Source organism: Paraburkholderia bonniea, assembly GCF_009455625.1.
GTDB lineage: Bacteria > Pseudomonadota > Gammaproteobacteria > Burkholderiales > Burkholderiaceae > Paraburkholderia > Paraburkholderia bonniea.
On sequence record NZ_QPEQ01000001.1, the window covers coordinates 225,885 to 247,125 of the forward strand.

Sequence of the window (21,241 nt, forward strand, 5' to 3'; positions counted from 1 at the left end):
GCGAACCCTCCGTAATCCCCTCCACACCCTGCCGCATTACCCTGTCGCTTTTGCGTGCCCTATACGCTCCCTATACGTGGCTACGGCATGGCTGAGCTACCATGCCGCAGCCACGCGCCATCGCGGTGGCCCATGTTTCAGCCGCATTACCGGCCTGGCCCCGGCCCTGCCGCGCGCGACACGCCGCCACGCCAGCACACCGAATCAACAGGAATTCACCGCATGCCGTCCGAATCTCGCCTTTGCCCGCGTCCACTGAGCCGCAACGCCACTTTGGCCATAGCCTTGGCCGCATTGCTCACGGGCTGCGCCGTGGGGCCGGACTACAAACGGCCCATGGCGGAGATTCCGGCGTCATACAAAGAAGCCGCCGACGGCTGGAAGCTGGCTCAACCCGCCGACCAGCACGACCGGGGCGCATGGTGGCTGATCTATCAAGACGCGCAACTGAACGCGCTCGAAGAACGGCTTAACGCCTCGAACCAGACCATTGCCCAGTTCGCCGCCGCCTATCGTCAGGCCCGTGCGCTAGTTGGCGAGGCCCGCGCCGCGTATTTCCCGGTGATTGGGGCAACGGCCAGCGGCTCACGCAACCGTAGCAGCTCGCTCTCCGGCAGCGGAAGTAGTGGGAGCAGTGCGGGTTCGGGAAGCATCGGCAATAGCGCCAATCTGACACTTGATGCGACTTGGGAGCCTGATCTGTGGGGCAAAGTCAGCCGCGCGGTCGCCGCGCAACAGGCGGGACAGCAAGGCGCGGCGGCTGATCTGGCGAATGCCCGGCTGTCTGCGCAGGCCACGCTGGCGCAGACGTATTTTTCGTTGCGCGCGCTCGACGCCACACAAAAACTGCTCGACGACACCGTTCAGGCCTATCAGCGCTCACTGGATCTGACACAAAACCGTTACGCCCAGGGCGTCGCAGCGCGAGCGGATGTGATTCAGGCGCAAACCCAGCTGCAATCGGCCCAGGCGGCGGCCATCGACAACGGCGTGGCCCGAGCGCAAAACGAGCATGCGATTGCGGTGCTGATCGGCGAACCTGCCTCGGTTTTTTCGCTAGCGCCGATGCCGCTGGACGCCACGCCGCCTGCGGTGCCACTGCAAATGCCGTCCGCCCTGCTTGAGCGCCGGCCCGATATCGCCTCAGCGGAACGCAAAGCCGCCGCCGCCAACGAACAGATCGGCATCGCCATCGCCGCGTTTTTCCCCTCACTGACACTTTCGGCGAACGGCGGCTTCCAGAGTTCGGTGATGTCGCAGCTCTTCACCGCCCCGGCGCGCTTCTGGACGCTCGGGCCGCAACTGGCGGCAACGCTCTTCGATGCGGGGCTACGCCAAGCCCAGACCGAAGCAGCGCGAGCTGCCTACGATCAAGAGGTGGCGCTATACCGGCAAACGGTGCTGACAGCATTTCAGGACGTCGAAGACAACCTCGCATCGCAACGCATTCTTGCGCGGGAAATCGCGGTGCAACAGCAGGCCGTGACATCGGCGCGGCAAGCGCTGGCGATCGTCACTAACCAGTATCAGTCGGGCATCGTCGACTATCTGAGCGTGCTGAGCGCGCAAACCACAGCGTTCAATGCCGAGCAGAAACTGGCAACGCTGGCGGGGCAGCGCATGGTGTCGTCGGTGGGATTGGTGAAAGCGCTAGGCGGCGGCTGGGATACCGCGCAGATGAATCAGGAAACTGGCGCGATGGCTGCGCCTGAGGCGGCGTCGGGTGCTTCGGGTGCTTCGGGTGCTTCGGGTGCTTCGGGTGTTTCGGGTGTTTCGGGTGTTTCGGGTGTTTCGGGTGTTTCGGGTGTTTCGGGTGTTTCGGGTGTTTCGGGTGTTTCGGGTGTTTCGGGTGTTTCGGGTGTTTCGGGTACTTCGGGTACTTCGGGTACTTCAAGCTCTTCAAGCGCGGCGGCAACCCCAGCAACTTCGACCACAGCCACCCCATCAAAAACAGCAACAACAAACGCGCTATAAGCCCCTCGCTCCTGCCCCACCCCTGCCGCTAGCGTTAAACGCTGAAACCCACGCCCAACCTAGCGCGCGAAAACCAGCGCCACCGAATCCGGCCCATTCGGCCGGCCCAACAAGTTCAACAGCCCGGCAAGGTTCTCACGGGCTTCAGCCGCAGAGCTAGCGGAGCCCTGAAACGACACCGCGCCTTCACGCAGCGTGCCATGGCCGCTCAGCATCAACGGGCCTTTAGTGGTTGAAAGATCGAGCGTCGCGCCCGCGCCTTCCGCCTGGAACACCACCCGGTAAGAACCCAGCGGCTTGACCCGCGAAACCCGCGAGCTCATCTCGTTGAGCGTGATGACCAACTGGCCAAACGCCTCTGAGCCAAAACTGCGCCAATCGGTCCAGCTCAACCGCACATCGCCTTGCAGATCGAGGGTGTTGAACGGCGCACCCAGACCCGCCAGCAGCGCCGCTGGCACCCCGATCCCGCCCGCGCTCAGCGTCGCGCCCCGCAGTTGCGCATCGACCCGCACGGCATCCGGCATCGCATCCGTTTGCCGCATCTGCATCCGCACTCGGCCGGTGAAGAGTGGCCAGAACGCAGTCTGCCATTCGATCCGTCCAGGCAGCACCGTCGCGCCGCTGGCGTCCGTCCCCGCCGCCAGCATCAGGGTGGCCGAACCACGCCAGAGCGAGCCCGATGGATCGGCCAGATTGATGTGGCCGTTAGTCGCCTTGGCAAACATCGGCGCGATCCATGCTGCGGGTAACAACGCTATCAGCGTCGCCCCGCTCGACAGCACGCCGACCAGCACCCACGGTAGGGCAGCGCGCACGCGCCGCATCCAGAAAGTCATAAAAAATCCTGTCCTGTCGCCAGAGGCCATCAACGGGAGCCTGAGGCGCTAGCCGGTTGCAGCACCACGCTCAAATCAACCTGGCCGTCGTCCTTAAGCGCCGTGAAATGCGCCTCGGAAACCTGCACCTTGAACTGGCGGCGCACCTCATCAAGCCAGGTGATCCAGGCTGGAAACGACGCGTTTTTCATTTGCACCTGCACCGCACTGCCCATCAATTGCACCTGGACTGGCGCGAAGCCACGCTCATTCAAAGAGGCGCTCAGCGCATCCTTCAGTGCCCCGCCGGTCGGCGCAATGCTTTGGCTCGCCGCCGACAGCGCACGCGCATCGTTGGCCTGCGCATTCATTTGCGCCAGTTGCCGCTGCAATCCCGGCAAAGTTTCGCGCAAACGCGTCCGGCCTTCTTGCGCCGGAGCCCACAGCACGGACCACGCCAGCACCACGCCAAGCGCAATGGCACCCCATGTCAGCAGCGCTTTTTCGCGTGACGTGCGGGCTTCCCAAAAGCCAGACCATGTTTCAAGCAATTCGGTTTTCATTGGCCGCTCCTGATGGTCCATTTGCCAGTGCTGCTATCAATCGCGCCAGTCAGCCCGTTACGCGCCAGGCGCTGGCCCAGATCGGGATCAACTTTGATTTGAGGCTTGAAGCTCACTTCAAGCCGGTGATCGTGATAATCGAGCGCGGCGATGCCGTTCACCGGCACCGGCCCAAGCGAGCGCGCGAGGCCATCGGCCAGCGACAGAAAATCGTCCGGCGAAAGCTCACCCGCCGCCACCCGCAGTTGCTGCAACTGCCGCGACATTTGATCGGGTGCATCGAGCACTACCGTGGTTTTGGGGAAGGCATTGAACAGCAGCTCGGTCATCTGCGCGTGAATCGCATCACGCTGGCGTGCCAGCATCAGCCATTGCACGTTCGCCCCGATCAGCGCGATCACCACGCTCGCCACCGCCAGCATCACCGGCACGCGCAAGCGCCGCAACAGCGCGCGATCCAGCCGCCATGGCTGCACCGAAAACTCAAACTGGCACAGATCGAAGCGGCAATCACAGGCACGCCGCGCGAGAGTTTCGAAGGTCAGCGGCTGCGCGCCGGGGAACAATGCCGCAACCGTAGGACGAGCCGTCGATGACGCCCGCTGCGTCTCGCCAGGCATGTCACTCAGCCGGTAGAGCTTGACTGGGGCTTCGCCCGCGAGCGTGCGCAGCGTCGGCGCGACCGCCGCCGCAGGCAGCGCCAGGCCTTCGCCATACAGCCCGCGCACCAGCGCCAGTTCAACGCACGGCACGCTGGCCTCTGGCACCGCTTCGCCCAGCAACGCAGGTGCAGTGGGCACCACCATGCCCAGCACCGCCGCCACCATCGGCGTCGCTGGAGCGACAGCGGGCAGCGCGCTGCTGGTTGCGGCCGGATCGGCATCAGCGTTTGCGTTTGTCTCTACGTTTACCTCTGCATCAACCTTGGCCGCTGCCAGCGCGGCGTTTGCGGCTTCCGCCTGCGCGGCCAGCGCCTGCGCTTCAGCCAGCACAGCCGTCGCTTGCGGCAAACAGCGCATCACCGGCACGGCCCGCAGATTGCGCTGGCCTGCCGCGGCGAAGCTCTCGCAGATAAAGCGGAACCAGCCCCGGTCAATCACCGCCAGCAGCTTGCGCCCGCCGCCTAATGGCTCGGGGTCTAGCGCGATGTGGCAGGTTTGCGGGTCCTGGATCAGTTGGTCTTCGACAATGTTCGGCAGCGCCTGGCGCAACCGGGGGCCTTTCAGCGGCGGCACCGTCGCCGCCAGCATCAGCAGGTCACGTGCCGCGATCATCAAGATCGTCGTGGAAGCACGCGGCAGCAAAGCCAGCGACGAGCGGCCCGCACGCTGCGTGCGGCCCGCTTTGTCGAGCAACAAAAACGGCAGGTCCGGCAGTTGCCATTCCTGTGAGGGCACCGCCGGATCACGCGGCGGCAATAGAACGATCAGCGTGCTCAAGGGCCACTCTCTCCAGATAAAGCGTTATTCGAACATTCAGGTTCAGGTTCAGATTCAGGTCTGGTCACGCACCCACACGATGCGCGTGGTGTGGGTTTGCGCATCGCGGTACAGCAGCGTGGTCCGGCTTACTTGCGCCCGTTCGTGCTGCACATCCCCGTGGATCAGAAAGTAAGACGTATTGACGTCAAGCAGATCAAGCGCCACGGTGGGCTGCTGCACGCCCGCACCGCGCAATGCCAGTTGCACGTCGCTGATGTTATGAAAAAACACCGTCTCGCGGCGTGCGGTAAAGGCCTGTGCGCTCGACAAGTTCATGCCCGGCACCACGGCGGCGATCACCTCGGGCTTGGCGGTATTCATGTTGAGCGCCGTTGGTGTGGGCAGCACCGTGACGAATGCGCGCAAACGCGCCACCTCCTCCACCGTGAAGCCCGGCACATCCAGCAGCGAATCCACGCTGGTCATTTGCAACGGCGCGACGCTCGCGTTGTCATCGCTATCGGACAAACCAGGCGCGTCGGTGAAATTACTCCCGCCGATCACTCCGCCCTCTTGCGGCGGCGTCACAGCCGTTGGCGTGCCAGACGGAGAAGTTTGCGTCTGAAACCGCGTCGCCGACTGCGCAAGGCCCGCCCGCAGTTGCAGCGCGGTTTTCTTCGCTAACTGACCATCAATCCCGAGCAAGCCCAGCAAACGCTGAAACGCCAGCACCTGCTCCATATTGAGCTGCAGCATGCCTGGCCCGGCATTCGACACCAGATTGCGCAAATTGAACTTGGCTTGGGCATCTTCAATCGAGCCGGATAAATACGTCGCCGCGCCTTGCTCGGCCCGCACATCGCCAATCTGCCCGAGAAAATCCGACAGACGGGTTTTCGCAATCGGCACACCCCACACGCCACCGAGGTAAGTGATGCCTGCCGAGGTATCGCCTTCCGAGCGCAGGATCAACCGGGTCCAGTCCAACGCACCGCGCGCCACCCACTGCGCCTGGGCCAGCAACCGCTGATTCTCGATCCGGCGAATCTGCACCTGCTGCCGCCACAACATCCCCGACACGAGAATGGCGGACAGCGCCACCACCAGCAGCGCGCTGATAATCGCCACGCCACGCGAGCGGCGCGGGTTTGGGCGGAATGTGATGGTGGTGGCCGTGGTGGTGGCCGCCATGGCCGAGCCCTTGGTCGAGCCCTTGGTTTTTGCCAGGCCGGTGGTGGCAGTGGCGATGGCCTTTGCGGAGCTTGAGCTTGAGCCCAAGCCAATAACAACACCCGAACCTGAACGAGCCCCATGCGAACGCGGTTCTTGCATCGTCACTCCCCCACCAGAAACATCCGCGTCACCGGGTACTGCAGCGAAGGCGCGCTGATACGAACCTCAAGCCCCGTGACCGAGCGCGGCAACGGCGCGTTGCCCAGCTGCGGCACTTTCAGATTGTTGTTGTTCGTCGTCAGCGCGTTTTCCACGGATTTCATCGTCGTGGTCCAACCGGTTTTCGGCACATACACCCGCACCTGAATCGCACCCACGCCGCCCATTAACGGCACTGCGCTCCAGGTATCGTTTTCGCCCGCCGCCAGCGTGCGCCGCAACTCACCGACATTGGCCAGCGGCACCGACGCATAGCGCACGATCCGGCCCTCGCTGATGCGATAGCGCACCACTTGCAAGCGCGGTGCCACACCGGGCAAATCCATCTCGCGCACGATCTGCACCACATTACCGCTCAGCGATACCGCTGGCTGGCCCGCTTCATCATCGGAACTTGCCTTGCGCGCATCAATGCGCAGTTGGTCGAATAACTGGGCGAACACCCGTTCATCTTCCATCGAATGCGTGATGATCTGGCGGCCCCGGATGATCTGGTCAAGCCCGCGCCAGGACAGCACAGCCACCACCGCCAGAATGGCAATCGCCACCAGCAGTTCGATCAGCGTGAAGCCACCCATGCGCAACCGGCGCGGTGCCCCGCGCGACACCGCGCGCTGCCGCACAAGCGGACAGAGGCCGGAGCGCTCAGAACGCTCAGAGTGAACGGCTGGTTTCATTGGGAACGACCGCCACCATCTGGGCGAGATTACCCCCGCGTCCAGGCATCGTCACCGACACCTCGACACGGCGAAAAACTGGATTAGGCGTCGCCGTCACGCGCGCCGTGCACATCAGCGTCAGGCTGCCCTGGGAGCAGTCAAAACTTTGCTCGCCCACCTCTGGCCAGGCGTGCGTGAGCCGCATCTGAGCCAGCGTGTTATCCGCGCTCCAGCCCGCCAGAAGACGTTGATGCAATTCGGTCTGAGCGCTGGCGAGACTACCCACCGCCCGCAACGAAGCCGCCAGCGCCACCGCGACAATCGCCAGCGCCACCAGCACTTCGATCATCGTGAAGCCACGTGCGGCCCGCATCCGGCCAGCGCCGCGAGCCAAAGAAAAAACGCGCCCAAGGCGCGGTATCTCAGCGGACTTCATAACGGCCATTTCCCGTACCGGTGATCGTCGCGTGCCCAACTGCGGCGAACAGCGTGACCTGCACCGGCACATCAATGCTTTCGGTGCCAAACACCACGCGTTGGGCGCTGGTGTCCGAGCCCGGATAGTTAATCGAGACGCTCGTCACGCCCCCTTCCCAGCGGCGCGGCCCAAGCAGGTCATCGCGCAGCGGACGCCAGCCATCGCTGGTACGGATATCAAAACGAAAGCCGCCATCAACCGGCTGCCACGCCACCGGACGGGCGCGCACCTGAGCCTCATCGCCAGCAGATTCGAACAACAACGCGAGACGCTGCGCTTCTTCGTTGAGATCAGTACGAGGGTTACGCGTGAGCGTCAGCGAAGCCAGCGAAATCAGCAAACCAGCGATCACCAGCACCACCAGCATTTCAAGCAGCGTGAAACCCGCCGCACCAGGCCTGATGCGGCGGGTTTCACGTAATGCGACAGCTGGCGGCAAGACTATTGCCACGAGCCTACATCGGCGTCGTTACCATCGCCGCCGGCCTTGCCATCCGCGCCATAGCTAAAGACGTCGATCTCGCCATGCACGCCTGGATTCAGATACTGGTAAGTGTTGCCCCATGGGTCATTCGGCAGACGCTCAAGATAGCCACCGTCTTTCCAGTTGTTTGGCACTGGATCAGTGCCGGGCTTTTCGATCAACGCGCGCAGCCCTTGATCCTGAGTGGGATAACGACCGTTATCGAGGCGATACAGTTTCAGCGCCTGCATCATCGTGCCGATGTCCTGCTTGGCCGCGACCCGGCGTGCTTCGTCCGGACGGCTCATGATTTTTGGCACGATTAGCGCGGCCAAAATGCCAAGGATGGCGATCACGACCATGATTTCGATTAGCGTGAACCCTCGTTGACGGCGGGTGCGCACTCCGGCGAGTGCGGTGCGGCGATTGGTCCACAGTTGCATAGCTAGCGTCCTTTTTCAAAAAAATAGGGGTCGGTCAGATAAAGCCGTTACATCACAGATAAAGCATGCCGCTGTGACCGGCGCGTCATTCTAATGTCATCCGGGACGGCTCCCGAGAGGGCAAAGCGACGCAGCTCAGGGCTTTCGCAGATTTCACAAATCCGTACAATGGCGCGCATGAACGCTCTCCAGATACGACTTCTTGCGCTCGCGCTGTTCGCGGTTTTCTGCGCAACCCTCACTTACTGGGCCATTACGCTCACGTCACACAACGGTGCGCCGTTGCCTGCCGCGGCTGTCCGCGCCCCGGTTTCAGTCGAACAAACCGCCACGCTCTTTGGCGGCCAGCTTACGCGCAGCATCAACCAGGATGTGCGTTTGTTCGGTGTGCTGGCGCTGCGCGAAGGCGCGGCGGCAATCATCAGCACAGGCGGTGAGCCTTCGCGGGCAGTGTCGCTGGGCAGCACGATCATGCAAGGCGCAACGCTAGCCGAAATTCGCAGCCGCTCAATCGTCGTCGACCACAACGGCGTCCACTCCGAAGTTTTCCTGCCCACCAACGTTTCTGGCCCGGCCATTTACGTACGCTAGCGCGTCACACGTGCATTGCCGCTATCCGGTTGCGTGCGGTGCGCTGCAGGTGCCGCGGGCCCAACCCATACAGCACCTCACCGCACAGCGGACATAGCCGCTTACTGCACCAGATTGTTCAATTCGATGATCGGCAGCATCACCGCCAGCACGATCACCAGCACCACCCCGCCCATCGCCAGAATCAGCAACGGCTCCAGCAAGCTCGTCAGGAACATCGTGCGCCGCTCCAGCTCACGCGCCTCGCCTTCGGCGGCGCGGTCAAGCATGGTCGTCACATCGCCGGTGGCTTCACCCGAACGAATCAAATGCACTAGCACTGGCGGAAACGTCTTGGTATTGCCCAGCGCCCGTGACAGCGACGTGCCTTCACGCACCCGCACGATGGCGTCGTCGATATTGCCGCGCATCGCGCGATTGCTAAGGGTTTCGCTAGCGGCCTGCAACGCACGCAGAATCGGCACGCCTGCGGCCGTCAAAATGGCCAGCGTGCTGGCAAAACGCACCGTGTTATAGCCCCGCACCAGCTTGCCAAAGAGCGGCGCGCCCAGAACCCAGCGATCAAACGCAAAGCGCGGCCCGGGCTGCGCCAGCACCGAGCGCACCACATACACCAGCAGCGCCAGCCCCAGCAGCAGCGCCCACCACCAGTGCCGCACGAAATCCGAAAGCGCCATCATCATCAGCGTCAGAAAGGGCAGTTGCTGTTTGGTACTGGCAAACACATTGACCACCTGAGGCACGACGTAGCTCAGCAAAAACGTCACGATGCCAAACGCAATCAGCGTGACGATCATCGGATAGGTGAACGCCAGCACGATTTTTTGTTTAAGCGCATTGCGCTGTTCGATGTAGTCAGCGAGACGCGACAGCACCAGTCCCAGCTTGCCGGTGTGCTCACCTGCGGCAACCAGCGCGCGATAAATTTCGGGGAAATCACGGGGATGCTGTGCCAGTGCGCTAGCAAACGAATGGCCGCCCAGCACTTCGGCACGAATCGACGCCATGAGCTCGCGGATGTAATCACGCTCTGACTGCTCGGTAAGCACTGCGAGGGTTTCGTCCAGGGGCAGCCCGGCGATCAGCAGGCTGGCGATTTGCCGCGTCAGGATGGCTTGCTCGCGTTGCGACAACCGCCGCCCAAGCGACAGCCGCTGACTACGCTCGCCCCGGGTGCGGGTCGCGGCGGGCTCGACCACCAGCGGCGTCAGCCCTTGAGTGCGAAGCTGGGTACGGGCGCTGCGAGCGCTATCGGCATCCAGCACGCCTTTTTGCGCCTTGCCCGCAGCATCAATCGCTTCGTAACGGAATGCAGGCATCCGTTCAGGCTCCCGTTACGCGAATCACTTCTTCCCGCGACGTCAGGCCGGATTCGAGCCAGCGATCGCCATCCTCACGCAGGGTGCGCATGCCTTGCGCGCGGCCTGCCGCCAGAATCTCTGAATCAGCCGCATTGCGATGAATCAGCGCGCGAATAGGCTCGTCGATCAGCAGCAGTTCATACACCCCGCGCCGCCCGGCATAGCCCGAATGACCGCAACGCTCACAACCAACCGGGTGCCACTGGGTGCGTTGCACGCCATCCTCGCCGGTTTCGCTGCGCTCTTCCTTGCACACCGGGCACAAACGCCGCACCAGCCGTTGCGCCAGCACACCCAGCAAAGACGACGCCAGCAGATAAGGCTCAACGCCCATATCGGTCAAACGTGTCACGGCGGAAGCGGCATCGTTGGTATGCAGCGTGGCCAGCACCAGGTGGCCCGTGAGCGATGCCTGAACGGCAATCTGCGCGGTTTCGAGATCGCGGATTTCGCCAATCATGATGACGTCCGGGTCTTGCCGCAGGATCGAGCGCAAGGCCCGCGCAAAATTCATCCCGATCCGCTCGTTGACCTGAGTCTGGCCAATGCCAGACAAGTCGTATTCGATCGGATCTTCGACCGTCATGATGTTGGTGGTCGCGGTTTCGAGCCGTGACATCGACGCATACAGCGTGGTGGTTTTACCCGAGCCCGTCGGGCCCGTCACCAGCACGATGCCGTGCGGACGCGCAATCAGCCTGTCGAATTTGACCAGGGTATCTGCCGCCATGCCGAGGGCTTCGAGATTGAGCCGCGCCGCATCTTTTTCGAGCAGCCGCAAGACCGCGCGCTCGCCATGCCCGGTGGGCAGTGTCGAAACCCGCACGTCCACCGGGCGGCCACCCACGCGCAGCGTGATCCGGCCATCCTGAGGCAGGCGTTTTTCAGCGATATCGAGCTGCGCCATGATCTTGATGCGCGAAATCAGCGCGCCATGCAGCGCCTTTTTGGGCCGAACCACATCGCGCAGCGTGCCATCGACACGGAAACGCACCACCGAGGCATTTTCAAACGGCTCGATATGGATATCCGACGCCTGTTCGCGCGCGGCCTGGGTGAGCAACGCATTAATCATCCGGATGATCGGTGCGTCGTCCTCCGATTCCAGCAGATCTTCTACTTCGGGGATGTCCTGCATCAAGCGCGACAGGTCAACTTCACCTTCCACCTCGCCCACCACTTGCGCGGCGCTGCCATCCTGGCGCGCATAGGCCTGATTGATCGCCTGGGCCAGATCCGCTGCGGGCACACGCAACACCGATAACGCACCGAAATTGCGCGCGATTTCAGCTAATGCGGCATCGCTGGTGCGTTCGCTAATCCAGACTTCAAGACCCTCCGCACGCTGCTGCGCCACCAGAATCTGGCCGTTCTTCGCAAAGCCATAAGGCACCAGGCGAGCGGCAAGCGGCGAAGGTGCTTCGCGCTCGCTCTCTTCGGCAGGCGCGGCATGATCGTTCAGTGGCATCTGCCCAGGCCCCGTTGCAGCCCCTGCAGCGGAAGACGGCGTGTTCATGGATGATCCCCAGACCAGGGCGTCGCGCCTTGCGTGCCCGCGGGTGCCGCTTGCGGCTCAAGCGGCTTCGGCGCAGGCTGGCGGGTCATCCGGGTCAGGTCGAACAAGTTCTCAGCGGGGACAGCGCCCTGGCTCGGACCTGGCGGCAACGGCGGCAACTGCGGAATATCGTTGTCGCGGATCAAGCGGTTATCCGTCTGATAACCACCCTGCGTATCGCGCAAATAATCGTAACGGCTCGAAGTAATCGACGAAATCGTCGCCTGATCCCGCACGATCACCGGCCGCAGAAACACCATCAAATTGGTTTTCGTGCGGCTCTTGTTTTCTGAACGGAATAGTTGGCCCAGCCAGGGAATATCACCGAGCAACGGGATTTTCGATGCGCCGTTGTTGTACTGATCCTGCATCAAGCCGCCAAGCACGATGATTTCGCCATCATCGGCCAGCACGGTGGAACGGATTGAGCGCTTGTTGATGGTGACGCCGCCCGGATTGGCAGCGGTATTGGCTGCAACGGAAGAATCTTCCTGATAGAGCTGGAGCTTCAGCACGCCGCCTTCGGTGATCTGCGGCTTGATATGCAAGGTCACGCCCACATCTTGCCGGTCGAAGGTATTAAAGGCGGTGACTGAAGTAGCCGAGTTAGCGGTTGGCGTGGCATAGGAGCCGGTCACCACTGGCACGTTCTGGCCAACGACAATCTTCGCTTCTTCGTTATCCAGCGTAATCAGGTTAGGTGTCGACAGAATGTTCGCGTCACTCGATTGCGATAGCGCCTGCAACAACCCACCCAAGCCAAACACGTTACCGAACTTGTGCAGCAACCCGACATTCAGGCCGTTGTTCAGCAAGTTGCTACCCGCCGCGGCTAACCCAGCAGCCGGATTAGCCGCGATCACGTTCCCTGTCGCCGTCAGGTTGACGATGCTCTGGCTGCCGTTGGTGCCAAAGTTCGAACCGCCGAACAATGCGTTATTGCCCCCTTGTGACAACAGCGCACCTTGCCATTGAATTCCAAGATTCGAACCCGTTGTGGCAGACAGTTCGACGATCAGCGCTTCGATATACACCTGAGGCCGGCGCGCATCGAGCTGGTCGATCACCGCCCGCAGATTGCGATACACCGGATCGGACGCGGTAATGATCAGCGAATTGGTTGCCGGATCGGCCTGGATCATGCCGCCCGGCTGGTTATCGTTGCTGCTGTTGCTGTCGTTGCTGGAGAACCCGCCGTTATCGCTATTGCTGCCGCCCGACATCGGGTTGCTTGATGAGCCACTGCCAGAACCCGACGGCAGGGGCGGCAAGCCAGGCGTTCCAGTTGAGTTGCTACCGCCAATGCCACCGCCGTTGCTATTGCTGTTCTGGTTAAAGGTATTGGCGTTGCCGGACGAATTATCGTTACCGCTGCCTTTGCCCAGCATGCCGCGCAAAGTTTTGGCGAGACGCACGGCATCGGCATTACGCAGCGTCACGACGTGCATGTTGCCGAGCTGTGCCGTGGGCGCATCGAGTTGTTTCGCCAGCGCCTTGGCGGCTGACAGACGCGCGCCACTCGACGCCCGCAACAGCAGCGCATTAATGCGCGCATCGGCCGTTACTGACACTTTCAGCGTGGCATCGGTGCTACCGACCGCACCCGGATCCAGCATCTTCGACAGTTGCGCGGCGACATCGAGCGCATTGGCATTTTTCAGTGGAACGACTTCGACTTGCTGGCCCGCTGCGGTATCAACACCCGCGATGATGCGTGCAATGCGGCGCACGTTATCGGCGTAATCCGTGACGACAATCGTGTTGTTGGCCGGATAAGCCGCCACGGTATTGTTCGGCGAAATAAGCGGACGCAGCACCGGCAGCAGGTTGTTGGCCGATTCGTTTTTGAGCTGGAATATCTGGGTGACAACCTGATCGCCACTGGCCGCCGGATTGTTACCGACATGCGTCGGCACCCCCTGGAGTTTTGCATCCGCTTCCGGCACGACTTTGAGCAGGCCGAAATCCTGAACCAGGCTAAAGCCCTGCATACGCAACGCGGACTGCAGGATTTTTAGCGCCTGAGCCTCCGGCACAGGCTTCTCGGACACCAGATTTATCTGGCCCTTTACGCGTGGATCAACAATGATCGTTTTGCCCGTTGCGACGCCAATTGCCTTGGCAACCTGGTCGATATCGGCGTTGACGAAATTTAATGTCACCTGGGCGTAGGCCGCCTGTGTGGTGAGTAATCCGGCAACTAGCAGCGCCGTTGCAATGCGACGCAATGCCATACGGTTTCTTCTTCTCATGGAATGTGATGTCGGAGCCAACGGCTAAATGCCGCCGAAATGTCATGAGCGGACATGCGGGCAAGACGCGGCCTCAGATCCGCCATAACTCAACGCTTGTTGCACGCGGCAAGCGCGTACCCAACGTTTTGTAAGCAGTGACCGTGGGTGCTCGCAACCCTCTGCCAAAAAACAGTGAACAATACCAGCTTTTCTTGGTAAATCTGTCACAAAAAACAACGAACGTCATGCGCTCTCCGATTGCACACATTCCTTGTGCACTGGGCTCCTGGGCCCTACTGGGGAAGATTTTTCCAGCCTCGAAACCATTTCGGATTGCGCAACGTTAGATCGTTCGTCCAGCTTGACTGAGACCCAGCCGCCGGTATCATACGCAGCGGTTCGACACCCTCGATACCCTCGACGCCCAGGCCAAGCTCTCCTTCAAACCTGCACGGCCGTCCAGGCATCCATGTTTTGCCTTAACAGGAATACTTCATTAATGACGCGGGCTTTATTCACTACCGCCATCGCATTCTCCGCGCTATTAAGTGCTGGACCAGTACGCGCTGACTGTTTCGATGAAGCCGCTCGCTACCAAAGCGTCAATCCATTGATCCTGCGTGCCATTGCATGGCAGGAATCACGCAACCGGCCTGATGCCCTGCATAAAAATACGAATGGCTCGACCGATTACGGCGTGATGCAAATCAATTCAATTCATTTGCCCAGGCTATCCCAGTATGGAATTTCATCCGGCACGCTGATGGAGCCATGCAAGAACGTCTATATCGCCGCGTGGCATTTACGCCAGAAGATGAACCGTCACGGCAATAGCTGGGAAGCTGTTGGGGCCTACCACTCGGAAACCCCCGCGTTAAGAGATAAATACGCTGCGCAGATCGCCGCCATCTTGCGCAAGTGGAATTTGCTGGATGCTGAGCGTTAAGCATTGAGGCATTGAGCGCTGAATAACTTCTGGCACGAAGGCACTAACTAAATAGCGTGCCTTCACGCTAATTCATCTCACTCCTGCCGGTAACAAAAAGCAGAAAAGCCCGTGATACCCATCTGATTCAAATAAATACCGCTCATCATCCCCGTCACCCATTCCTGTTGCCGCTTGATGCACAATGGCGGCTTCCTGCTGCCGCTGGTCCACATGCAAGACAGTGTCTGCGGTGCACCCTTCCCTCCTTGTGATATTCAACACTCCGATGAATCAGCTGCCACTGCCTGTCACTGTGCTCTCTGGTGTTCCTGGCGCGGGTAAAACCACGCTCCTGAACCATCTTCTGGCGAACTGCGGAGATCTGCGGATTGCCGTCATCATGAATGACTTCACCAGGCAAGCGGCCCCTGCCGATATGCCAGATAACTGCACCCATTGCACGCTGTTCGACGATCTGCCCGATTTTGTCCACCGTCTGGCAACACAACAACGCTTTGATGCCATCGTGATCGAAGGGACAAGCAACATCGAGCCCATGATGTTTGCCGATGCGCTGAACACCGACGACGACAACATCGGTGTTCGCCCACCCGAACGCGACGGCGCCACACGGCTGGACACCATGGTGACGGTGGTCAATGCCGCCACCTTTCTGCGCGATTACGCCAGCACCGATGGCCTTGTTGAACGTGGGTTCTCTGTCGCTAAAGACGATGACCGGACTGTCATCGAGTTACTAATCGAACAAATCGAGTTTTGCGATGTGCTGGTGATCAACAAGACCGATCTGGTCAGCACCGACGAGCTGGCCCATTTGCAACGCGTCCTTGCACGGCTCAATCCACGGGCCGAACAAATCATTAGTCGTTTTGGTGCAGTGTTACCCGAACAGATTGTGAACACCCGGCGCTTCGAATTCGAAAAAACTGCCAACGCGCCCGGCTGGGTTGTGGCCCTTGATCAAATCCAGTCCACGGATAAAACTCCCAGCGATTTCGACAAAGGCCACTTTGTCTATCGTGCCCGCCGGCCTTTTCATCCCGACCGCTTCTGGACGCTTATCCATCAGGAATGGACAGGCATATTGCGCAGCAAAGGATTGTTCTGGCTCGCCACGCGTAACGACATGGCCGGTTCGCTATCGCAAGTGGGCAGCGTGTGCCGTCATGGTCCGGCAGGTATGTGGTGGGCGGCACAGCCACGCAACGAATGGCCCGATGGCGATGCCGAGCAAATGGCAGAAATTGCCTCTGACTGGCAAGGTGATTTCAACGACGCCACCATTGGTGACCGCCGCCAGGAATTAGTGATGATTTTCGACATCGGCATTGATCCAGCGGTATGGCAAGCCCGCTTCGATGCCTGTCTGGTTAGCGATGAAGAACTATCCGTGTTCCGCGCGGCATCGCAGCCAGGGCCTGACTCATTTCCATCCTGGGATTTCGCTACGGAAGAAGAACACAACCATGAGCACCATCATCACGATCATGATCGTGGGCCCCATGGGTATCTCCATTAAATACGGCTAATTGTTGATTGCACCGCCTGGCCGGTAGTGGCCAAGCGAGCGCATAAAAAAACCCGCCGATTGGCGGGTATCAACAACCAGGCGTTGAAATGCCTAGCGCTTGTTGACTGCGTCTTTAAACGCTTTGCCAGCCGTAAACTTAACGGTCTTGGCAGCTGGAATCTTGATGGATTCGCCAGTCTTTGGGTTACGGCCAGTGCGCGCAGCGCGCTTGCCCGAACCAAAGCTGCCAAAACCAATCAACTGGACCGCGTCACCCTTCGACACGGTCTTTTTGATGACTTCGAGCAATGTGTCCAGCGTTTCGCCGGTTTGAGCCTTGCTGGCGCCAGTCTGAGTTGCAACGGCGTCGATCAGTTCCTGTTTGTTCATTAAGGTTCCTTTCTAGGTTTGGGTTGACACGGACAGCGCGAACGCGCCGATTATACGTGCGCGGCTTGCGCCGTCTAGCGCTGGCGGCTCGGGAGTATCCCGGACAAGCACTCATAAACGCGTGACGGGAGCATACTGCAACACTTCTGTGCAGCCGCTCCAGCTTTGCGGCGGTTGCTATGATAGCTCAGCGGAAACCCAAGCAGGATAAGGGTTTCAAAGAATTCCACGAAGGCAGCGGAATTTTCACTGAAAAGTGTCGTTTTTCCTCATGAATGCCTCTTCTATCCGCCGCGAGCCTTATTTCATCGGGGTTTACGTTGGTTTTTGCCAACGTTCGCCGCATCGTTTTTACGCCGGCAACGCTGTTTACTCCTGCTCCCTCTTTTTTCCAGGCGCTTTTAGCTGCGCATGACTGAGCCGCGACATCCCCCTTCCAGCGCATTTCAACAAGCGAATCCCGCACAATCTTTTGCCGAACAACGCGGACAATACGATCCGGCTCAACTGATTGAAGCCCGGCAAGTGTTTTTAAATGGCAATGGCTTGCCCGGCCGTTGGCACCAGCGCCGTGTTTTCACGATTATTGAAGCCAGCTTCCACTTTGACTTCGGCGCAGTGCTCCGTTTTCTAGTGACTTGGGCCGCCTGGCGGGCCGATCCCGCGCGTTGCGAGCGGCTACATCTGGTTGCTGCGCAAATTCAGCCATTAAATGAAGCCGATCTGCGCGCCGCCCTTCGTGTGCTGGCACCTGATCCTGATAGCGCGCTGGCACACCTCGCAAAGACCCTCGCTGATGCCTGGCCAGTGCCCGTTCCCGGCGTCCACCGGCTGGAATTCGACCATGGCCAGGTCACGCTGACGCTGTTATTTAGCCCGCGCCATCACTCTCGTCACGCTGAGATCCACCCCGGCACTCATGCGTTGTCCACACTGGTGTTGCGTGCCGATGCGCTGTATCTGGATCTGGGTTTTCTGACGGCTCCTCCCGCGCCCGCCTTTTTCAAAACGCTGACGCGCTTCGCTGGCGAAAACGCGACGTTTGCTGCCCTCTGCGACGCAGACCATGCCCCGGCGCTACGGTCATTGCTGACACAAAGCGGTTTCGCTTGCACCGAATCGAGCCCATCCCAGCCCACCGCTAATTCAGATCAAATTTCAGCTCAAACGCCACGTCTGGTGCTAACCGGGCACTTCGCCCCCCGCTGGCAGGTAAGGCGGCACGAGCCCCCCATGCCATTGAATCCGCATGAACGGCATGCCATCGTGATTGGCGCAGGCCTCGCGGGTTGCGCGTTGATCGAGCGGCTCACCGCCCGTGGCTGGCACATCACCTCGCTGGAACGGCATGCGCGCGTAGCCCAGGAAGCCTCGGGCAATCCCGCTGGCGTGTTTCATCCGATGATGTCGCGCGATGACAATCTCGCCGCACGTCTGACCCGCGCCGGCTTTCTCTACGCCCTTCAACGCTGGACTGCACTCAGCGCCATGGGCTACCCGCCGTTGCGTGGTCCGGAAGGTTTGTTGCAAATCGCGGCTAGCTCCGATGAAGCTCAGGCGATGGCCGACACCGTCGCTGCACTGGCCTACCCCACTCGCTACGCTCAATCCGTCTCGTCAACCGAAGCACAACACCTCGCCGGTATGCCGCTCGCGCATGGCGGCTGGTTTTATCCGCACGGCGGCTGGATTGACCCGGCCGCGTTATGCGCCGCGCAATACGCAGCGGCAGGCGCCCGGCTGGAACGGCGCTTTGGCATCGAAGTCAGCCGCCTCTCCTGGCTTGGTGACCAGTGGCAAGTATTTGATACGTCGGGGCAAGCCGTGGCGTGCGCGCCCGTCGTGATTGTCGCCAATGCGCACGATGCGGCCCGCATTGCCGGATTACGTTTCGCCGCCACGCAAAGTGTACGAGGCCAACTGACGCTATTACCCGCTACCGCTGGTTTATCCCGTCTCCGCTTACCCGTGATTGGTACGGGTTATGCGGTTCCGCTCGCTGGCGAAGTCACGTTGACAGGTGCGACCTACGATATCGACGACCCCGATCCCACGTTGCGGCTAGCGGGCCACAGCGAAAACCTCGAACGCCTCTCGCAGATGCTGCCCGGGATAGCACTCAACCCTTCGCTGCAAAACCTCACTGGACGCGTCGCGTTTCGCTGCGTCACAAGCGACCGCCTACCCATGAGCGGCAGTCTTGCGGACGAAACCCTCGCGCTCCTTCATGCCCAGCAATTGGCTGGCGGCCATCTGGCAGACCTGCCACGCGCCAGCGGTTTATATGGCTCATTCGCGTTTGGTTCGCGTGGGCTGGTCTGGGCAGCGCTGAGCGCTGAATTGATTGCGGCACAAATCGAAGGCGAGCCACTGCCGCTCGAACGTGAACTGGCTGACGCCCTCGATCCCGCCCGTTTTCTGCTGCGCGCATTACGCCATCCGCTTGCGAGTTAATTCCCTTCCTCTTTCTGCTGCTCCAGCATTCCTCCTCTCCAGGCTGTGGATAACTTGCAGAACAAGCAGAAAATTTCGTGTGGACTCGATGTGGACGTAAACGGGATAACTTCAGCATCTTCAGATCCGCGCCAAAGTTACCCCACGAAGCCCGCTCTAACCGGTATCTGCGCACACCGGGTTATATATCTCTTAACCCATTGATTTATTGATAGAAAACAAAGTTATCCACAGAAAAGCAGCGTCATTGTTAACTATTACTACGTATACATATGGGTAAACAAGTAAACCTAAAAACCGAGCGCTGAACGAACCACATCAGGCAAAAAACCACGTCAAAAATCATTCAAATCGCCGAGCAGATATCACCAAAATTCGTCCTTAACAGAGATGAAATTCCCTGATGAAGTCAAGATAGCGTCAGTTTTTACCGTTTTAACGGAAATTTCGCGTGTTTTAATCCAATCTCAAAAATATGTGGCAGAATGGCCCTACTTTTTGCGTTGCGCGATCAAACGATGCGAACGCTTCAATGGAACAGTTGCCACGTTCCCTGGATCAAATTCAGCAACCGGCACGGTTTCTTCTCAAGCTAGGCCTGCTCGTGGGATACCCCATTCAGCCTGTCCCCAGCTACCCGCCTGTCACGGGTCAATAACACCATGCGCTGCACGCGGTACTGGCATCAATACCGTGCATATGGTTCGTCTTCACTAGGCCCCTGGCGATTTATCCAGTCCGTGCCATTTGCTCTTGCTGCAAAGGAGAAGCCATCACGATGAAAACAGCGTTTTCATTTTTCCCCACCTGGCCGCTGTCACCCGACGCGATTTTTTGGGCTGGTCTCGCGCTTGTCGCGGCTGGTCTATGCGGTGAGCTGTGCTATCGCGCCTGGCGTTTGCCACGCATTTCCGGCTATGCAGTGATTGGCCTGATTGCAGGCTCTGCCGGATTTGGCGTGATTGATGCCGATTCGGCCATTGCGGCGCGTCTACTGCTGGATGTCGCACTGGGTCTGCTGCTGTTTGAGCTCGGCAGCCGGCTTGATCTGACCTGGATTCGCCGCAATCCATGGCTGATTCTTTCAAGCATTGCCGAAGCCACGTTGACTTTCGCGCTGGTCTTGCCCGTTTTACTGTTTTTGAATGTGCCGATGATGGTCGCGCTGGTGCTTTCGGCCATCGCCATGGCAACCTCGCCAGCGATGGTGATTCAGCTCAAGACAGAACTACGCGCCGAGGGCCAGGTAACTCAGCGGCTGATGACCTTGACGGCGCTGAACAGCATGTACGCGGTCGTGATTGAAAAGCTGGTTTCATGCTGGCTTCACCAGGAGATCTACGGCAATGCGCTGGCGACTATCTTGCAACCGGTGTATCTGCTGGCGGGCTCGCTGATTCTTGCGTATGGGCTGGCGTGGACCTGTAATTTTTTCTACCGCCATCTCAACATGCAAGACAAGCACGCATTTGTTGCGTTATTTGGGCTGGTGTTGCTGGCGATTGCTCTTGCCCATCTGCTTAAGCTGTCGACGATTCTGAGCCTGCTTGCCGCGGGCATCATCGTGAAAAATCTGGAGCCACGTCCGCAACTTTGGCCGCAGCATTTCGGCACGGCAGGCTGGTTGCTGACGGTCATTCTGTTTGTGCTGACACTGACTTCATTCGAATGGCGCTATATCGCACTGGGTGGTGTCGCTGCGCTCGGGCTGATTCTTGCCCGTTTACTGGCCAAGCTGGCGGGCGTGCTGATGTTCGCCAAAGCAAGCGGGCTGCACTGGAAGCAAGGCGTTGCACTGGGCTTGTCGCTATCACCGATGTCGGCGTTAGCCTATTTGCTAGTCGACGATACCTATGCGCTTTATCCAGATTTCGATCCAAAGTTGCGGGCCATTGCGATGTGCTCCATTGTCGTGCTGCAGATTCTTGGTCCATGGCTGGTCTATCGCAGCCTCTCACTGGTAGATGAGCGGCGTGAATGAAGGTT

17 protein-coding genes and 1 pseudogene are annotated in these 21,241 nt (G+C 60.0%); 6 read left to right on the forward strand and 12 right to left on the reverse strand.

Going from position 1 to position 21,241, the window contains the following annotated elements; translation table 11 throughout:
* Positions 1-222: 222 nt before the first annotated feature.
* Positions 223-1,806 (forward strand): annotated as a pseudogene (locus GH656_RS00990) (efflux transporter outer membrane subunit); the annotation flags it as partial.
* A gap of 227 nt (positions 1,807-2,033) precedes the next feature.
* On the opposite strand, the gene GH656_RS00995 reads toward GH656_RS00990, so the two are convergent.
* The 8 genes from GH656_RS00995 to gspG all read right to left on the reverse strand — a co-directional run bounded on the left by GH656_RS00995 (position 2,034) and on the right by gspG (position 8,211).
* Positions 2,034-2,813 (reverse strand): type II secretion system protein N, encoded by a 780-nt coding sequence (locus tag GH656_RS00995; RefSeq protein ID WP_153074177.1) that lies wholly within the window; start codon positions 2,811-2,813, stop codon positions 2,034-2,036.
* 29 nt (positions 2,814-2,842) lie between these two features.
* Positions 2,843-3,355, reverse strand: a complete 513-nt coding sequence (gene gspM, locus GH656_RS01000; protein WP_153074178.1) for a type II secretion system protein GspM — start codon at positions 3,353-3,355, stop codon at positions 2,843-2,845.
* On the reverse strand, positions 3,352-4,794 hold the full coding sequence (gspL, locus tag GH656_RS01005; RefSeq protein ID WP_153074179.1) for a type II secretion system protein GspL: 1,443 nt from the start codon (positions 4,792-4,794) through the stop codon (positions 3,352-3,354). The genes gspM and gspL overlap by 4 nt, the downstream gene beginning before the upstream one ends.
* A 54-nt stretch (positions 4,795-4,848) precedes the next feature.
* Positions 4,849-5,967 carry a type II secretion system minor pseudopilin GspK gene (gene gspK, locus GH656_RS01010; RefSeq protein WP_153076503.1) on the reverse strand — a complete coding sequence of 373 codons (1,119 nt, stop codon included), beginning with the start codon at positions 5,965-5,967 and terminating at the stop codon, positions 4,849-4,851.
* A 143-nt stretch (positions 5,968-6,110) separates the two neighbouring features.
* Complete coding sequence (locus tag GH656_RS01015; RefSeq protein WP_153074180.1) at positions 6,111-6,845, reverse strand: PulJ/GspJ family protein; 735 nt, start codon at positions 6,843-6,845, stop codon at positions 6,111-6,113.
* On the reverse strand, positions 6,823-7,200 hold the full coding sequence (gene gspI, locus GH656_RS01020; RefSeq protein WP_246184174.1) for a type II secretion system minor pseudopilin GspI: 378 nt from the start codon (positions 7,198-7,200) through the stop codon (positions 6,823-6,825). Before gspI ends, GH656_RS01015 begins: the two co-directional genes overlap by 23 nt.
* A gap of 49 nt (positions 7,201-7,249) precedes the next feature.
* A complete protein-coding gene (locus tag GH656_RS01025) occupies positions 7,250-7,744 on the reverse strand; it encodes a GspH/FimT family pseudopilin (RefSeq protein ID WP_246184175.1) in 495 nt (164 codons plus the stop codon).
* 2 nt (positions 7,745-7,746) lie between these two features.
* Positions 7,747-8,211 carry a type II secretion system major pseudopilin GspG gene (gene gspG, locus GH656_RS01030; RefSeq protein WP_153074182.1) on the reverse strand — a complete coding sequence of 155 codons (465 nt, stop codon included), beginning with the start codon at positions 8,209-8,211 and terminating at the stop codon, positions 7,747-7,749.
* A 177-nt stretch (positions 8,212-8,388) separates the two neighbouring features.
* Between gspG and GH656_RS01035 the strand changes: the two genes are divergently transcribed.
* A complete protein-coding gene (locus GH656_RS01035) occupies positions 8,389-8,802 on the forward strand; it encodes a general secretion pathway protein GspC (RefSeq protein ID WP_153074183.1) in 414 nt (137 codons plus the stop codon).
* A 101-nt stretch (positions 8,803-8,903) separates the two neighbouring features.
* On the opposite strand, the gene gspF is transcribed toward GH656_RS01035, so the two are convergent.
* Genes gspF through gspD form a run of 3 tightly spaced genes read right to left on the reverse strand, consistent with a single transcriptional unit; the run spans position 8,904 to position 13,952 of the window.
* Entirely contained in the window at positions 8,904-10,121 is a 1,218-nt protein-coding gene (gene gspF, locus GH656_RS01040; protein WP_153074184.1) for a type II secretion system inner membrane protein GspF, read from the reverse strand.
* Between the two features lie 4 nt (positions 10,122-10,125).
* On the reverse strand, positions 10,126-11,679 hold the full coding sequence (gspE, locus tag GH656_RS01045; protein ID WP_153074185.1) for a type II secretion system ATPase GspE: 1,554 nt from the start codon (positions 11,677-11,679) through the stop codon (positions 10,126-10,128).
* Positions 11,676-13,952, reverse strand: coding sequence for a type II secretion system secretin GspD (gene gspD / locus GH656_RS01050; protein ID WP_153074186.1), 2,277 nt, complete (start codon positions 13,950-13,952; stop codon positions 11,676-11,678). The genes gspE and gspD overlap by 4 nt, the downstream gene beginning before the upstream one ends.
* A 499-nt stretch (positions 13,953-14,451) precedes the next feature.
* On the opposite strand from gspD, the gene GH656_RS01055 reads away from it, so the two are divergent.
* Both GH656_RS01055 and GH656_RS01060 read left to right on the forward strand, forming a co-directional pair.
* Positions 14,452-14,898, forward strand: coding sequence for a lytic transglycosylase domain-containing protein (locus GH656_RS01055; RefSeq protein ID WP_153074187.1), 447 nt, complete (start codon positions 14,452-14,454; stop codon positions 14,896-14,898).
* A 268-nt stretch (positions 14,899-15,166) separates the two neighbouring features.
* On the forward strand, positions 15,167-16,420 hold the full coding sequence (locus GH656_RS01060; RefSeq protein ID WP_153074188.1) for a GTP-binding protein: 1,254 nt from the start codon (positions 15,167-15,169) through the stop codon (positions 16,418-16,420).
* A gap of 102 nt (positions 16,421-16,522) precedes the next feature.
* Here GH656_RS01060 and GH656_RS01065 read toward each other — a convergent pair whose 3' ends face one another.
* Positions 16,523-16,801: an HU family DNA-binding protein gene (locus GH656_RS01065; RefSeq protein ID WP_153074189.1), complete on the reverse strand. Its 279-nt coding sequence runs from the start codon at positions 16,799-16,801 to the stop codon at positions 16,523-16,525.
* A gap of 411 nt (positions 16,802-17,212) precedes the next feature.
* On the opposite strand from GH656_RS01065, the gene mnmC reads away from it, so the two are divergent.
* Positions 17,213-19,255: a bifunctional tRNA (5-methylaminomethyl-2-thiouridine)(34)-methyltransferase MnmC2/FAD-dependent 5-carboxymethylaminomethyl-2-thiouridine(34) oxidoreductase MnmC1 gene (gene mnmC / locus GH656_RS01070; protein WP_153074190.1), complete on the forward strand. Its 2,043-nt coding sequence runs from the start codon at positions 17,213-17,215 to the stop codon at positions 19,253-19,255.
* 778 nt (positions 19,256-20,033) lie between these two features.
* A complete protein-coding gene (locus GH656_RS01075) occupies positions 20,034-21,236 on the forward strand; it encodes a cation:proton antiporter (protein ID WP_153074191.1) in 1,203 nt (400 codons plus the stop codon).
* The last annotated feature ends 5 nt before the right edge of the window (positions 21,237-21,241 follow it).

What these genes read in the sequence shown, in the direction of transcription:
- GH656_RS01035 (WP_153074183.1), top strand. Translation starts at nt 8,389, where the DNA reads ATGAACGCTCTCCAGATACGACTTCTTGCGCTCGCGCTGTTCGCGGTT.
- gspG (WP_153074182.1), bottom strand. Translation starts at nt 8,211, where the DNA reads ATGCAACTGTGGACCAATCGCCGCACCGCACTCGCCGGAGTGCGCACC.
- gspD (WP_153074186.1), bottom strand. Translation starts at nt 13,952, where the DNA reads ATGGCATTGCGTCGCATTGCAACGGCGCTGCTAGTTGCCGGATTACTC.
- GH656_RS01015 (WP_153074180.1), bottom strand. Translation starts at nt 6,845, where the DNA reads ATGAAACCAGCCGTTCACTCTGAGCGTTCTGAGCGCTCCGGCCTCTGT.
- gspE (WP_153074185.1), bottom strand. Translation starts at nt 11,679, where the DNA reads ATGAACACGCCGTCTTCCGCTGCAGGGGCTGCAACGGGGCCTGGGCAG.
- gspI (WP_246184174.1), bottom strand. Translation starts at nt 7,200, where the DNA reads ATGCGGGCCGCACGTGGCTTCACGATGATCGAAGTGCTGGTGGCGCTG.
- GH656_RS01065 (WP_153074189.1), bottom strand. Translation starts at nt 16,801, where the DNA reads ATGAACAAACAGGAACTGATCGACGCCGTTGCAACTCAGACTGGCGCC.
- mnmC (WP_153074190.1), top strand. Translation starts at nt 17,213, where the DNA reads ATGACTGAGCCGCGACATCCCCCTTCCAGCGCATTTCAACAAGCGAAT.
- gspM (WP_153074178.1), bottom strand. Translation starts at nt 3,355, where the DNA reads ATGAAAACCGAATTGCTTGAAACATGGTCTGGCTTTTGGGAAGCCCGC.
- gspF (WP_153074184.1), bottom strand. Translation starts at nt 10,121, where the DNA reads ATGCCTGCATTCCGTTACGAAGCGATTGATGCTGCGGGCAAGGCGCAA.
- GH656_RS01060 (WP_153074188.1), top strand. Translation starts at nt 15,167, where the DNA reads ATGAATCAGCTGCCACTGCCTGTCACTGTGCTCTCTGGTGTTCCTGGC.
- GH656_RS01055 (WP_153074187.1), top strand. Translation starts at nt 14,452, where the DNA reads ATGACGCGGGCTTTATTCACTACCGCCATCGCATTCTCCGCGCTATTA.
- gspK (WP_153076503.1), bottom strand. Translation starts at nt 5,967, where the DNA reads ATGGCGGCCACCACCACGGCCACCACCATCACATTCCGCCCAAACCCG.
- GH656_RS00995 (WP_153074177.1), bottom strand. Translation starts at nt 2,813, where the DNA reads ATGACTTTCTGGATGCGGCGCGTGCGCGCTGCCCTACCGTGGGTGCTG.
- GH656_RS01075 (WP_153074191.1), top strand. Translation starts at nt 20,034, where the DNA reads ATGAAAACAGCGTTTTCATTTTTCCCCACCTGGCCGCTGTCACCCGAC.